This is a genomic window from Dyadobacter sp. (assembly GCF_017744695.1).
GTDB lineage: Bacteria > Bacteroidota > Bacteroidia > Cytophagales > Spirosomataceae > Dyadobacter.
Genome location: NZ_JAGIAS010000001.1, coordinates 1,272,479 through 1,287,457, shown reverse-complemented (window position 1 = coordinate 1,287,457; position 14,979 = coordinate 1,272,479). Strand labels below are relative to the sequence as shown.

The following is a 14,979-nucleotide window of genomic DNA, read 5'->3' as shown; positions in this document are numbered from 1 at the left end:
AACCTATGCGGTCCAACCTGTGCGGTCCAACCTATGCGGTCCAACAAAGAAAAACGTCCGATAATGCATGACTAGTGGTGGAAATTTGTCTCAATCCAGGGATACCCGGCTTTGGAAAGAATTGGTGAAAGGTAATGACCAGGCTTTGGGACAGCTAATGCATTTCCATTTCAAAGCCTTGCTCAACTATGGCTTCAAATTTGTAAAAGACGAAGCCTTTGTGAAGGATTGCATTCAGGAAGTATTTATCGATCTCTGGCACAGCCGCGAAAGAGTGGTAGAGCCGGGGCACGTGAAGGCCTACCTGCTGGTATCCGTTCGCCGCAAGATCGCCCGTAACCGCCGGTCCATGCGCATGGCTGACGATTCGCTCACTCCGCTCAGTGAGGAGTATGCTTTTTCCATTGAATTTTCTCCTGAATGGTGGATGATCAAGGACGAGACCGTAGCCCGTAAAACGCAGGTGGTTTCGGAAATGCTCGATGCTTTGCCGGTACGGCAGCGCGAGGTGATCTACCTCAAATATTATCAGGAGCTGAGCCGCGAGGAGATTTCGGCCATGCTCAACATTACCCCGCAAACGGTATCCAACCTGCTCCAAATGGCTTATGGCCAGCTTCGCAAACGTTTCAGTCCTTCGGCTATCAGCGCGCTGCTCGTGTTGTTATTTTCTTGATTTTGAATCGTTTGTAATTATTTCAATAAAAATATTTCAAAAAAATCTATAAATCATGGTATCTGACGGGTGCCATTTGCATCTCTTTATCAGAAGCGTTCCCCAATCATGAATTATCGACATTATACGGCCACCGATTTCGCGACGGATCCGTTTTTCAGGTCCTGGATATTGGAACAGGATTCATCGGCGGCGGCTTTTTGGGAAAATTGGATGAAGGAAAACCCGGATCGCCGGGAGGAGCTGGACGAGGCGCGTGCATTGTTGTATGTACTCGCTGAAAAAGAGCTGTACGTAGGGGTGGAAGAGCTGGACGGGCGGGTGACGGACCTGCTGGCGCGCATAGACGGGCATCCACAACGCACGGAAGCGCCTGTGAGGCCTGCGTTTTACCGGTATTGGAGCATCGCAGCCTCGGTATGTCTCCTGGTCGGGTTCGGTTGGTTAGCGTACCGGTTCATGGAAACAAAGCCGGACGGCCCGCGCAGGACGGCCATCGTGCATGAAAATGGGGAAGGCCATATTGTGCGCTTCAATCACACGGCGAAGCCTGTTACGATCCTCCTGGAAGACAGTAGTGTCGTGACGCTGGAACCGCAAAGTGAGCTAACGTTCCCAAAACAATTCGCTCCGGAAAGGCGCGAAGTACATTTGAAAGGGGAAGCGTTTTTCCAGATCAGCCACAATCCTGAACGGCCTTTTCTGGTGAAAACAAAGGAATTGGTAACCCGGGTACTCGGGACGAGTTTTACGGTAAGGTCGTTTGACAAGGATCGGAATGCATCGGTGTCTGTCAAAACGGGTCGGGTGTCGGTTTATTCGAAGAAGGACGAACCTGTTGCCGGGACACCTGAAAAGGTGATGGGTGTAGTGCTGAAACCTAATCAGCGGGTGCTGTTCGATAAGCAGGAATCCCGGTTGGTGAAGGTGATCGTGGATGTGCCCGTGAGGGTAAGCGAAATACCGGCTGCGTCACTGGTGTTTGATGAAGCGCCGGTTAGAAATGTGTTTAAAACGCTCGAAAAGGAATACGGCATCGAGCTGTTTTTCAATGAAGAGCAGTTGTCGGATTGCCAGCTGACAGCGAACCTTTCGGGACTACCCATGTATGAGCAGCTGGATTTGATATGCCGGATCATCCATGCGAAATACGAGGTAGTGGACGGACAGGTGATTATACATGGCGAGGGCTGCAAAGCCGATTGAAATAAAATTCCGACCGATTAAATGCCCTTCGCGCAACGCGGACGGGATGGGAAAATATTGCCTTGCTTTTTTCAATACTGAAACAAATTGAAACTGAATATGCCCGGAAATCTACATTTCAAAACCATTGTGTGGGATATCATGAAACTATCCTTGTTACAGTTATGCATAATCGTCGCATTTTCGGGTGTGACGTTTGGTCACCACCGTGTAGTTGCGCAGGACTTGCTCGAAAGGAGGATTACGCTCAGAATGGAAGACAAAAGCCTTAAAACCGTGCTGTTGTCCATCGAGCGGAATTCGGAGGTGAAGTTCATTTACAACCCGGCCGAGATTCGGTCGTCGACGCGGGTTTCGTTTCAGGCGTCGAATGAGCCGTTGGCGGAGGCGTTGGTACGGTTGCTGAGGCCGCTTTCCATTCGTTATGAGGTGGCCGGAAAGCAGGTAATGCTTTTCAGGGCCGAAAAGAGCTCGTCGGTGCCGGTGCCCGAAGCCGGCCGGGAAGCGAATGACCACGAAGTACTGGCTTCGATCAGAGGAAAAGTAACCGACGAGAAAGGGGATGGCCTGCCGGGAGTGAGCGTGGTAGTGAAAGGAACTTCCCGTGGCACCACCACCAATTCGGCGGGCCAGTACGAGCTGGAATTGGGACAAGGGGAAAATACGCTGATATTCTCGTTCGTGGGGTATTTGTCGCAGGAAATCCAGGCGGGCACGCGCTCGGAACTGAATGTGGCCATGAAAGTGGATACCAAGGCGTTGGAGGAAGTGGTGGTGGTAGGTTACGGAGAAATGAAGCGGGCCGATCTTACAACCGCCCAGACTTCCGTTTCTTCCAAAGACATTGCGCGCACGACCAACACCACATTGGAGCAGGCGATCCAGGGACGCGCGGCCGGAGTGTACATCACGCAGAACTCCGGCCAGCCGGGCGGGGGCATTTCGGTGAATATCCGGGGGATCAACTCCATTAGCGGCAGCAATGAGCCGCTGTATGTGGTGGATGGCGTGCAAATCCAGGGACAATCGGTGTCATTCGGGGCGCAGAGTTCTTCCAATCCTCTGGCTGGCCTGAACCCGGCCGATATCGAATCGGTGGAAGTGTTGCAAGGCCCGTCCGCTACGGCCATTTACGGTTCCCGCGCGACGAACGGGGTTTTGCTGATCACGACAAAAAGGGGCAAGTCGGGCGATACCAAAATTGCATATGGTTATCAATTCAGTCTTCAAACTCCTCCCAAGCCGTTGAAGGTGATGGACTTGCGGCAATATGCGCAAATGGTGGGCGAATACCATCAGCTGGCAGGGGGCGAAACACCGGAGGAATTCCTCGACCCTTCACTGCTCGGAAAGGGCACCGACTGGCAAAAGGAGCTTTTCAAAAATGCGCCTATGCACAAGCACCAGCTGAGCCTCAGCGGCGGTAACGACCGTACGACCTATTATTTGTCTGGCGAATATCTGAAACAGGATGGGGTTGCATTGGGATCAGGGTTTAACCGGTATGCATTCCGGCTCAACCTTGATAACAAACCGCGCGAATGGGCGAGCATCGGGGCAAACCTCAGCTTCACCCAAACCAACGATAACCTGACGACGAGCCAGGAAAACATCATTTCGAATGCGTTGCAGCTTACGCCGCAGGTACCGGTCCGAAACATCGACGGTAGCTGGGGCGGTGGCGATGAAAATAACGGGGCGAATATTTTCGCACCCGTCAATCCGATTGCGATCGCCAACCTGACGACCAACAAGCTGGTCAGGAGACAGTTTCTGGGCGGGCTTAATATCGGTGTGCGGATTGCCAAAGGGTTACAATTCAGGAGCTCATTCAATACTAACCTGGGTTTTTCAAATTCATCCTACTACATCCCGACCTACAAAATCGGTTGGGCACAGAATGTGACGGCCTCCTACACCAACGGTTCAGGCGTGAACACCTACTGGAACTGGAACCAGCTTTTGGAATACAACAGGCAGTTTGGCAGGCACAGTGTGAATGTCATGCTCAGCCACGAAGCACAAGAGTCGACGTGGAAGAACCTCGGGGGAGGCCGGACTGGCTTCCTCACCAACGATATTCTCGATCTGGCGGCGGGTGATGCGCTTACGGCCAGCAATTCAGGCGGATCGGGCGAATGGGCGATGGAGTCGTACCTCGGAAGGCTGAACTACAATTTTGCGGATCGTTACATTATTATGGGTACTGTCCGGCGCGATGGTTCGGCCAATTTTGGTGCCGACAACAAATGGGGCTTCTTCCCGTCGGTATCGGCAGCGTGGCGCGTTTCGCAGGAGCCGTTTTTCCATGTACCGGCTATCAGCGAGCTGAAATTGCGCTTCGAAACGGGAATCACGGGTAACCAGGGCAGCGGTGGCATTTACTCACCTATGGGCACGGGTACAACACCCACCACAACGGGATTTTTGCCCACTAAGTATGCCAACGACGGCCTGAAATGGGAAGAAACGAAAACCAATAACTTCGGAATTAACCTCGGGCTTTTTCAAAACCGCATTCAGTTTGAATTCGATTATTATATCAAAAATACAGACAATCTGCTGATGGAAAAGCCGTTGCCGTGGTACATGGGAACTAACGGCACGGGCGCGGTAGGATCACCGACTGTCAATATCGGTGCATTGCAGAACAAAGGTTGGGGATTTACGATCAACACCGTCAATGTCAACCGGGGCGGGTTTAAATGGGAATCCAACCTGAATATATCAGGCTTCAAAACGAAGATCAAATCATTCTATTCGGACGCGGCTTTTGTGGACCGGACATCGTGGTGGCTGGCCGACTGGACGCAACGCTCGGAGGTGGGCAAGGCGCCGTGGCTGTTCCGCGGATATATCGAGGAAGGTTTGTTCCAGTCGGTGAAGGAAATCGAAGAGAGTGCATTGCCTGTCGACAACAACGGGGTGAAGCTGCCCATCAATGAAAACAATATCTGGGTAGGGGACGTCAAGTTCAAGGATGTGAATGGCGACGGCATTATCAACGAGAATGACCAAACAGTAATCGGTAACCCGTGGCCGAAGCTGTTTGCAGGTTTTACCAATACATTTTCCTGTAAAGGTTTCGATCTGAGCATTTTGCTGACGAGCACCTACGGCAATGATGTGTACAATTTCCTGGGAAAACTGAATACGAATGCGAGCAATATCAACCTGAGCCGGAATTTGCTCGTGCATGCGATGGATTACGCCAAACCCGTGAAAAACGACGACGGTACTGTTACCCTGTCGAATCCGGGAACGGATGTGGCCCGTATTTCGAACGGCCCGAACGGTAACTTCGCACGCCATACCGACAAATGGGTAGAGGACGGCTCGTTTATCCGCCTCAAAAACATTTCCCTGACCTACAATTTACCTGTATCGCTGGTATCGCGCCAGAAAATCATCCGTGGTGCGAGGGTGTCGGTCGGTGCCCAGAACGTCGCCACGTTCACCGGCTACTCGGGCTTCGACCCGGAAGTGGGCGCATATGTTTCGAGGGATGCCAGTGCCGCTAACCAGGCCGTCGGACTGGATTACGGACGTTACCCGCTGACACCCGTTTACACATTCAGTTTAGGATTGGACTTCTAAAACAGCCGAAAAATGAAATACTTAAAAAGCATTTACACGAAGCTGATCGCCATCATACCGCTTGCATTGCTCGGAGCCTGCTCGGAGGATTTTCTGGAATGTCCGCCCAAAGACTCCATTGTAGATGCCGGTTTTTACCAAACCGACGACCAGGTATTGGCAAGCACTGCATTGCTGTACAGTAAAGTATGGTTCGATTACAATGACAAAGCGTCGTACAACCTCGGCGATTTCCGAGCGGGCACCGCTTTTTCGGCCTGGAACGACAGGGGGAATGTCCTTTTCAACACCACAGGGAACACACCGGAGAATGGCTCGGCATGGCGGTCGTTTTTTATCGTGGTAGGGCAGTCGAACCTGGCTATCCAGAACATTCAGAAATATGCGGGGGCGTCGGTGTCCGCGGCCGTGAAAAAGCACGCCATTGCCGAGGCGCGATTCATGCGGGCATTGGCCTACCGTTTCCTGGTCATGAACTGGGGCGCCGTACCGGTGATCGAGAATAACCTTACGCTGCTTTCGGACACGACCGTACAGCGCAATACCCCTAAGAGTGTCTGGAAATTCATTACCGGTGAAATGCGCCAGATTGCGGAAGATCTGCCGGAAAAGCCGGTGCGCGTCGGAAGGCTTACCAGATGGTCGGCGGAAGGGATGCTGGCCCGTTTTTATCTCACGCGGGCGGGCGTGGAAGCGAATGCGTCGGGCCAGCGGAACCAGGTATTTCTGGACAGCGCGAAGTATTATGCCGACCGCGTGATATCCCTCAGTGGCGCGTCGTTGCTGCCGAAGTATGAAAACCTGTTCCGGTATCCTTACGATAACAACGCGGAATCGCTGTTCTCGCTGCAATGGGTGTATTCGCCAGGCGCGTGGGGTACGCAAAATTCTACGCCGGCTTATCTGGCTTATGGTCCCGATATTGCCAATGGCGACGGCTGGGGCGGTGATAAAGGGGCAACCTGGTGGGTGATGCAGCAGTATGAGGGCATTAAAACGGTTTCGGAAACAGTGCTGCAAGGCCGGACAGTCGACCAGCGGTTGAAAGCGACATTCATGCTGCCGGGCGCGAGTTATCCCGAGATCACCCAAACGATACCTGGCGGAAGCCAGAAGCTGGTCTATCCGTTCAATGGGACCGATAACAACTTTATAGCGATCAAAAAATACATTACGGGTAAAGCCGCGGATGTGGGCGGGCAGGCTGCACAGCAGAATTACGGCCACGATACCTATATGATGCGCCTGGCCGAAATGTACCTGACCTACGCGGAGGCGGTTTTGGGCAACAATGCCTCTACTACCGACGCCAAAGCATTGCAATATTTTAACCAGGTGCATACCCGCGCCGGTCTGTCGCCTGTTACCGCGGCACTTACGTTTGATCAGATTTTTAGAGAGCGGATCGTCGAATTTGCGATGGAGGGAATGGCATGGTACGACCTGGTGAGCCTGCATTACTACAACCCCACCAAGGCATATGCTATTCTGAATGCGCAGGACCGGGGATTTTTCTTTACAAAACCCGACCGCTTCCCCGATCCGACTTCCTGGACTTTCACAAAAACACCCTGGGCTACGGCTGAACGAAAAATAGATGCGAACAGCGGGAATTTCCTGTTGCCGATTCCTTCTGCGGAACTCAGTCAGGCACCGAACCTTCAAAAACCGGCAGTCGATTATCAACGTAAATGATTTTGTCAGGCATTGCTTATGAATAAATTATTTAACCTAAGAAACCTGTCGCTGATTGCCGCAATGGCGCTGATCGCGGTATTTAACATTTCCTGCCAGAAGGATGACCTTCCGAACAACGGGGAGCCTGTAATTAATTTTATCCGTGTTACCGACCCGGAGGATGCCGATTCGCTGCTTACGGGGGCCGGGCAGGGTAATTTGATTGCTATTGTGGGGGAAAACTTGCAGGATGCGAAAGAGATCTGGTTCAATGACCAGCGCGTCAGCCTGACGCCCACGTACATTACGAGCACGACGATCCTGGTATCGGTTCCGACACAGATCCCCGAGGAAATCAATAACAAAATGCGGATCGTTTTCGCCAATGGTAAAATCCTGGAACATGACTTCGAGGTGAAGATCAGCGAGCCGCTGATATCGGCCATGCTGAGCGAATATGTGCCCGCCGGAGGCGTTGCTACGATTCGCGGTGATTTCTTTTATCAGCCGCTCACCGTGACATTTGCCGGTGGAAAGCAAGGGACGCTGGTAAATGTAAAGGATCAGGAGATTCAGGTGACTGTGCCGGAAGGCGCTCAGCCGGGGCCGGTGACGATTAAAACCAAATTTGGTGAAACGAAGTCAGACCTCTGGTTCCGAGACAACCGCAATATTTTCCTGAGCAGCGATCCGTTTACCGGTTGGTGGAACGCTGCATTTGTTGTGTCGAAACCGGGCGCGGATGACCCGCCTTCCATCAATGGTAATTACATCCGGGTCAAAAAGGCAATAGGGGGCTGGCAATGGACCGAAGTGGCCGGTGGCCCGCCGGATGCGATGGGGGCCATCAGCAAGAATATCCCCGACTCGGCGATCCTGAAACCCGCCAATTATTTCCTGAAATTCGAAGTCAATACAGTGAAACCCTACAATAATAATGTGTTGAAAATTACTGCGGGGCTGGCTAGTGGTTTCAACGACAGCCAATATACCTGGCTGCCGCCCTACGACACCAAAGGGCAATGGCAAACGGTGGTGATACCATTCGACGAAATCGCCGCGAGTTACGAAAGCGCCGGCTCAAAACTGATCGTTAGCGAGAAAGGCTACTACACACGCCTGCTCTTCCACGGCGGCGGTGACCTGGATTGTGATATGGCGTTCGATAATTTCCGGATCGTTCCGAAGTGATCGAATTTTGAATGACTGAATGATTGAATGATTGAATTTTCAATTTTGAATGAGTGAATGGGTGAATGATTGAATGATTGAATGACTGAATGATTGAATAAATCGTCGGGAAATCAGTGGTTGGCGGATTGATGGATCAATACTGTTTAGAACATATTGTTCTCTAATAATGACATTTCATGACTAGCTCTGACTACCCCTGACCTGCTGGCTGTCAACCACCTATTCAATCACTCAATCACTCATTCACTCATTCACCCATTCACTCATTCACTCATTCACTCATTGAATCATTCGTATCTTGCGTTTCAAGCAAAACCTGAACCCATGAAACGCAGAAAAGTTATTCAAAGCCTTACTACATTGCCATTAATCAGCTCGCTCCCGATTTCCGGGGCGCGGGCTGAACATGTTTCGCGCAGGAAAAAGCGGGATGTTATTGCCGAGCTGGGCATTCGCTCGTTTATCAATGCGGCCGGAACGCTCACTTATATGTCAGGGTGCATCATGCACGACGAGGTCGTGGAGACGATCGAAAGCACCTCCCGGCACTTTTGTATGATCGATGAAGTGCAGGATAAGGTAGGGGAGAAGATCGCCAAACTGGTGCATTCGGAAGCCGCCATGGTAACCTGCGGCGCTTTTTCGGCTATGACCCTCGGCCTCGCGGGCGTGCTCACAGGCCTGGATGTACGTAAGGTGGAACAGCTTCCGCATCTGGAAGGAACCGGGATGAAGTCGGAAGTGATTTGCCAGAAATCCCATAACGAGCGCTACAACCATGCTTTTCTGAACACGGGTTGCACCGTGGTAGAGGTGGAGACGATCGCGGATGTGGAAAAGGCGATCAATGAAAAAACGGCATTGCTCCATTTTCTCAACATTACAGCCAATGCGGGGCAGATCAAACACGAGGAATGGGTTGCGCTCGGTAAAAAACATAATATCCCCACTTCCATCGACATTGCGGCCGATGTGCCGCCCGTTTCCAATCTCTGGAAGTTCAACGACATGGGTTTCGATATGGTGTTCATCTCCGGAGGCAAAGCGATGCGTGGGCCGCAAAGCGCGGGGATATTGATGGGCCGGAAGGGCATTGTCGCGGCCGCTCGTCTGAATGCGCCCCCGCGCGGGTTTACGGTCGCACGAGGGCACAAGGTCAACAAGGAGGAAATACTAGGTATGTACGTGGCACTTGAGAAATTCATTTCCGGTGATCACGAACGCGAGTGGAAGGATTGGGAGGCACAGATTGCACGCATTGAAGACGCAGTGAAGGACTTACCCGGCATTACGACCAAAGTAAAGATCCCGGAACTCGGAAATATCACACCGACCCTGACCATCAGCTGGGACGACAGCATTGTGAAACTGACAGGCCGCGAGTTGCGTGACAAGCTGCGGTTTGGTACGCCGTCCATAGAGGCTGGTTTCTCCGGATTGCCCTTGTATTACTACCAGGCTGGCTCCGATTCCATTGACCCTGCTGCGGAAGGAACGCTTAAAGGGGCTAACCTTATTCGCATAACAGCCTGGATGTTGCAGCCCGGCGAGGACAAGGTTGTGGCGCGGAGGTTAAGGGAAGAGCTCAGGAGCGGCCCGTCGGGCGCCTAGTCCCTCAGCGCGCTAACCCGCTGATAAAGCTCGATGACGGTATTAACCCCCAGTTTTTCGAAGATTCTCACCTTGTAGGTGCTTACTGAACTGCCTGTAATATTCAGGAATGTGGCGATCTCCTTCGTCCATTTGCCTTGTAGCAGCAGGTCCATTACTTCGATCTCACGCTGAGAAAGTGCGGCGAGCGGATTGCTTTGCCGCGTTTCGGGCGTGACGTTACCGCGAAGGAGGATCTGCTGCACCATTTCGCTCACATACCGGCCATTGACCAGAACAGCCAGAATGGCCTTGCGGATCTCTTGTGTGGAAGAATTTTTGGACAGAAAGCCATTCGCGCCTGCTTTGAGATAATGCATAGCATACAATTCCTCGTCGATGGCCGAGAATACCAGGATGTTCACTTCGGGTTGCAACCGGCGGATATTGGCGATCATCTGAAAACCTTCGCCGTCGGGTATATTAATATCGAGGAGAACCAGGTCGAGTCTTTGGCTGGAAACAATGTGAAGGGCATCGGGAAAATTGTCGGTCTCCCAAGATGTAACTGCCGGGAAAATATCACGTATAATGAAAAGGGTTGCAAGCCTTACGATCGAATGGTTCTCAACAAGCAGTATGTGTTTCATTTAACGAAATGGGTCATTAAGGGTTTCCCAACGGGATCCGAATGCCGTTCCCGATCGGTAAATTTAAATCGCCGGTCCGTTTGTTTTTGTAGCGTTGAGACAAGTTGAGGATAGAATTTTCTCTATCGGCATTTAAGAAAAGCTACACATAATGTGTTGTTAATCAAATAATTGTATATAAAATTAGAACTAATTTCGCGACGTGCAAAAAATATTTAATTTAATTCAGGTGACTTGTGTAGTAGTTTTAATACTACGCTTGTTTACAAAATTTCTGCATCTATATTTGTTTAATATAATTTTTACGAAATAGTTCGGAAGGTGAAGTCCGCAACCCGCCGGCTATGCAGACAAGGTTTCCTTTTTTGGTTTTCTGTGAATAGGCTAGTTGTTCCTCTGACTCTCATTTGCATATTACTCTGCCTGGAAAATGCTTTTTCCCAGAAGGGTTATACCCTCCGGCATTTCACGGACGATAACGGCATGCCGCAGAATAGTGTCAGAAATCTTGCCGCCGACGCGGAGGGGTTCATCTGGATCGCCACCGAAAACGGCCTGGCGCGTTTCGACGGGCAGCGGTTTAATGTGTTCGACAAATCGTTTGTGGGTACGACCAGCAACCGTTTTTACATGCTGTCGCCGTCGATGAACCCCAGAGGCGCCGGACGACCGGGGCAACAGAAGCCAGGATACGAAATTTATGCGGCAGCAGATCACAATCAGTTTGTGAAGATCGAGCATGGCGTAGCGAAGCTCGATTCGCTTTACTATAAAAACAAAATCCTGACGCTTCCCCATTTCGATAACGGCAACCCACAAACGCTGATTTCGGTGGGCATTCCAACCTATCTTCGCGACTTTGCGCGCCCGAACTACTATATCATCCCTGATAGTTACGGAGAAGGAAAGTACTATGTCATCGATAGCGCTTCGGTTCAGCTGTATCGTGGTGAACGCAAATTGTCTCAAACGGCATTTGCCCCGGACACACTGCTGCTGTGGTGGAACTACTTTATGCTGGGGGATCAATTGTATTATGCCGACGAAAGTGGCAAAGTGCTTGGTATCAATGCGCAAGGCGTGCGGCCTGTGCATATCGAAGGGGATATGCTTCGCGATAACCAATACAATGGTCAGTTTAAGGGGATGAAGGTTTTCTGGAATATAACCTCCAATCAGCTCTTTTTCTATCATCATAAGAAACTCTACGTCGCGCTGGAAGAACGGAAACGAGGGCTTACGACACAGCTGGTGCTGGATGGGTACGATCTCGACGAGCAGGTGATCCAGTCGGTGTACCGCGATCCTGCTACGGAAACGATATTCCTGGGGAGCCCGTCCAGGGGCTTGTTTGTGTTGACAAAACAGACATTCGAGGCATTGACGTCCCCCGAACCAGATATTGCGAACGTTTATTATGCAACGGTACCCAAAGGCGAGCGGGGCGTGCTGACGCCTACGGGTGTAGTATTGAGCAAAGATCCTATTACCGGCATGGTCACGACCGGGAAAGTGCCTGTCCTGGAAGCCTTGAATACGGGCGATAAACGCAGCCTTTTTTATGACAAGAAGGGTTTGCTTTGGGTTAAAATGGCAGGAGAGCTCTACCAGGTCGATTTGGAGACTAATCGTATTTTGTACAAACTGGACCTCCACACGGAAATCAAGCATATTTATCCGGACCAGGATGGTAAAATATGGATTGCAACCGGTACGAAGGGGGTTTATACATTGGACCCTTCTGAAAAGGACCCGCAGCCTAAACTCGTCAGGGATTCCATTAAGGGAACCTATTTGCAGACGTTCGGGGATAAAATGCTCGTAGCGACTACCACTGGCCTGTACGTGTTCGACAGGCATTCGGGAAAGGCAAACCTGGTCAAAAGCACAGATGGGGTTTATATCAAGAGCCTTTACGTGGATAAAGCTAACCGGATCTGGATGACGGCCAACAGCGACGGGTTGCTGATGTACGAAAAGGACAAACTTACCCGTTTTCCGCTCGACCGGAACCGGTACCTGGGAAGCCCGCATTGTATTGTCGACGACGGTCATGGTTTTTTCTGGGTTCCTACGGATAAAGGGCTGTTCCAGATGGCGATTAAAGACCTGCTCGACTACTCGCGGGCGCCCTTCGACCTGTTTTACCTATATCACTCCAAAGAGGAGGGGTTTCTCACGAATGAATTCAATGGCGGATGCCAGCCTTGTGCTTCGACGCTGAAAGACGGTACCATCTCGCTGCCATCGCTCAATGGGTTGATCTGGTTCCGGCCGGAAAAAGTGATTAAAAAAGTACCTTCGGCGGGTATCGTGCTGGACAGGATCCTGGTGAACAGACAATGGCTCGGCCGTAGCGGAGATACGCTGGTTTTACCCGCCAACCCCGTACAGGCCAGGTTCTTCTTTTCCACACCCTACTATGGCGACGCCTATAACCTGAACCTTTCCTACGCGCTCCTGGACGAATGGGAGCCGGTGGGGACTTCCGACTGGATCCCGATCCAGAGTAACGATTTCAGCATTGTGTTTTCCAACCTGGGGCACGGAACGCATACGTTGCTGGTACGCAAGGTGAATGGTTTTGGAAAAGATAATTACATGATCCGGAAAATCTGTGTGATTGTACCGCCGCTTTGGTACCAGACCTGGTGGGCAAAAATACTGCTTGTTATGGCAGTGGCGGGAGGCTTTTACCTGTACAACAGTTTTCGCCTGCGTAATATATCGAGGGAAAAAGAGCGATTGGAAGATATTGTTGCCAAACGTACTGAAAGCCTTAATCTCGCATTGCGGGACGTGGAGGAGTCGAAGAATGAAATGAGCAAGCAACTGCATATGCTTTCGAGGTTGCTGACATCGATGACGCACGATATCCAGTCACCGCTGAATTACATTATGCTCACTTCGGGATCGATCCCGGCGATGATCGAGAAAGGCGAGCTGGGTGTAGTTTCGGAGATAGGGCAGGTGATTTCAAACTCCTCGCGCCGGATGAGCGACCTGCTGCGCGGTTTGCTCGACTACATCAAGGTACACGTTTACGGCAATAGCATTCAGTTTGAAAATGTGGCGATTAGGCAGCTTGTTGAAAATAAATATGAACTGTTCAGAACCGCCAGTGAACAAAAAGGTAATGTTTTTGAAAACGAGGTCCCTGCCGGCCTGACGGCCCCTTCCGATGCCCAGATGCTGGCGATTATGGTCCATAACCTGCTCGACAACGCTGTCAAGTTTACGCATAATGGCACGATTAAAGTCACCGCGACCGAGGACACGGGCTCCGGGGTGGTCATGCGCATTTCCAACTCAGGAGCAGGTATCCCGCTCCATGTGATCGACATCATCAACACACCGGATCGCGAAGATACCGACGAAGAAATGCGGCCGTTCGGACGGAAAACGGGCCTTGGATTGTTGATCGTCAAGGAGGTGGCCGTACTGATCGACGTAAGGCTTCATGTGAGCAGCGAGGCAGAGCAAACGTGCTTTACCCTGCAATTCAATACGGTTAGAACTGTTTGAGCAACGAAACCTTTTTGGAAAGCTCTATCGAGTCAACCACGTCTAATTTATTGAAAATACGACGCTTGTAGGTACTTACGGTGTTTTCTTTCACATTCATGATCGCCGCAATCTCCTTGGTCCATTTGCCTTCGGTCAGTAGCTGCATCACGCGCATTTCATTGGGCGAAAGACTGGTAATCGGGTTCATTACCTTGCCGAAATTGTTGTCTTTGATGGTATTTAGCAGGATTTGCTGCACCTGATAACTCACATATTTGCCTTTGCTCATCACGGCTTTCAATGCTGCTTTGAACTCGTCATGCGAGGCTTGTTTGGAAAGAAATCCATTGGCGCCGGCTTTAATGTAGGGCAATGCGTACACTTGTTCATCGTACCCGGAATGTATCAGGATGATGATATCAGGCTGTTTGCTCCGGATCATGTTCATCATTTTGATATTCTCACCGCCCGGAATATCGATGTCCAGGATCAGGAGGTCAAATCGCTCCTGGTCGAGCAGAATGAGGCCTTCGGGGAATGTATCGCATTGGGTAACAGTAGCTTTTGAGTCGGATTCGGAAATGAGAAGTTTCAGTCCCATCCGGATTAGGGGATGGTCTTCGACGATCAATATCTTCATAAACAGTTGATCAAGGATACGGGCATTAGTGGATAACACACAAATCTAGAAATTTATTGAAGCTAAGAGTTGTAGAAATGTATCTACACTTCCAACGTTTTAACTCTATAAACGCACTGTTGTATACACAGTAAATTTGTGCATTAATTAACGTTGAGTATCATAAATATCCTTCTGGCATTGCCGGAGGGCTATTTTATTTTAGGGGTAATGCATTGAATGTTTGTTTTCGGGCGACAATC

The 14,979-nt window shown here is 50.8% G+C and carries 9 protein-coding genes; 7 read left to right on the top strand and 2 right to left on the bottom strand.

What is annotated here, in order from left to right; translation table 11 throughout:
- Positions 1-67: 67 nt before the first annotated feature.
- From J7619_RS04915 to J7619_RS04890, 6 genes are all read left to right on the top strand, one after another.
- Complete coding sequence (locus J7619_RS04915) at positions 68-676, top strand: RNA polymerase sigma factor (protein ID WP_291194896.1); 609 nt, start codon at positions 68-70, stop codon at positions 674-676.
- Positions 677-784: 108 nt separating this feature from the next.
- Entirely contained in the window at positions 785-1,882 is a 1,098-nt protein-coding gene (locus tag J7619_RS04910) for a FecR family protein (protein ID WP_291194894.1), read from the top strand.
- 99 nt (positions 1,883-1,981) lie between these two features.
- Positions 1,982-5,479, top strand: a complete 3,498-nt coding sequence (locus tag J7619_RS04905; RefSeq protein WP_291194891.1) for a TonB-dependent receptor — start codon at positions 1,982-1,984, stop codon at positions 5,477-5,479.
- A gap of 12 nt (positions 5,480-5,491) precedes the next feature.
- Positions 5,492-7,174 carry a RagB/SusD family nutrient uptake outer membrane protein gene (locus tag J7619_RS04900; RefSeq protein ID WP_291194888.1) on the top strand — a complete coding sequence of 561 codons (1,683 nt, stop codon included), beginning with the start codon at positions 5,492-5,494 and terminating at the stop codon, positions 7,172-7,174.
- A gap of 18 nt (positions 7,175-7,192) precedes the next feature.
- Positions 7,193-8,347 carry a glycan-binding surface protein gene (locus J7619_RS04895; protein WP_291194885.1) on the top strand — a complete coding sequence of 385 codons (1,155 nt, stop codon included), beginning with the start codon at positions 7,193-7,195 and terminating at the stop codon, positions 8,345-8,347.
- Between the two features lie 327 nt (positions 8,348-8,674).
- A complete protein-coding gene (locus J7619_RS04890; RefSeq protein WP_291194882.1) occupies positions 8,675-9,961 on the top strand; it encodes an aminotransferase class V-fold PLP-dependent enzyme in 1,287 nt (428 codons plus the stop codon).
- Here the strand turns inward: J7619_RS04890 and J7619_RS04885 are convergent.
- Positions 9,958-10,590, bottom strand: coding sequence for a response regulator transcription factor (locus J7619_RS04885; protein ID WP_291194878.1), 633 nt, complete (start codon positions 10,588-10,590; stop codon positions 9,958-9,960). The two genes, J7619_RS04890 and J7619_RS04885, sit on opposite strands and share 4 nt — an antisense overlap.
- 483 nt (positions 10,591-11,073) lie before the next feature.
- Here J7619_RS04885 and J7619_RS04880 point away from each other — a divergent pair, with 483 nt between their 5' ends.
- A complete protein-coding gene (locus J7619_RS04880) occupies positions 11,074-14,115 on the top strand; it encodes an ATP-binding protein (protein WP_291194875.1) in 3,042 nt (1,013 codons plus the stop codon).
- On the opposite strand, the gene J7619_RS04875 is transcribed toward J7619_RS04880, so the two are convergent.
- Positions 14,102-14,737: a response regulator transcription factor gene (locus tag J7619_RS04875; RefSeq protein WP_291194872.1), complete on the bottom strand. Its 636-nt coding sequence runs from the start codon at positions 14,735-14,737 to the stop codon at positions 14,102-14,104. The genes J7619_RS04880 and J7619_RS04875 overlap by 14 nt on opposite strands.
- Positions 14,738-14,979 lie beyond the last annotated feature (242 nt).

What these genes read in the sequence shown, in the direction of transcription:
- J7619_RS04915 (WP_291194896.1), top strand. Translation starts at nt 68, where the DNA reads ATGACTAGTGGTGGAAATTTGTCTCAATCCAGGGATACCCGGCTTTGG.
- J7619_RS04910 (WP_291194894.1), top strand. Translation starts at nt 785, where the DNA reads ATGAATTATCGACATTATACGGCCACCGATTTCGCGACGGATCCGTTT.
- J7619_RS04905 (WP_291194891.1), top strand. Translation starts at nt 1,982, where the DNA reads ATGCCCGGAAATCTACATTTCAAAACCATTGTGTGGGATATCATGAAA.
- J7619_RS04900 (WP_291194888.1), top strand. Translation starts at nt 5,492, where the DNA reads ATGAAATACTTAAAAAGCATTTACACGAAGCTGATCGCCATCATACCG.
- J7619_RS04895 (WP_291194885.1), top strand. Translation starts at nt 7,193, where the DNA reads ATGAATAAATTATTTAACCTAAGAAACCTGTCGCTGATTGCCGCAATG.
- J7619_RS04890 (WP_291194882.1), top strand. Translation starts at nt 8,675, where the DNA reads ATGAAACGCAGAAAAGTTATTCAAAGCCTTACTACATTGCCATTAATC.
- J7619_RS04885 (WP_291194878.1), bottom strand. Translation starts at nt 10,590, where the DNA reads ATGAAACACATACTGCTTGTTGAGAACCATTCGATCGTAAGGCTTGCA.
- J7619_RS04880 (WP_291194875.1), top strand. Translation starts at nt 11,074, where the DNA reads ATGCCGCAGAATAGTGTCAGAAATCTTGCCGCCGACGCGGAGGGGTTC.
- J7619_RS04875 (WP_291194872.1), bottom strand. Translation starts at nt 14,737, where the DNA reads ATGAAGATATTGATCGTCGAAGACCATCCCCTAATCCGGATGGGACTG.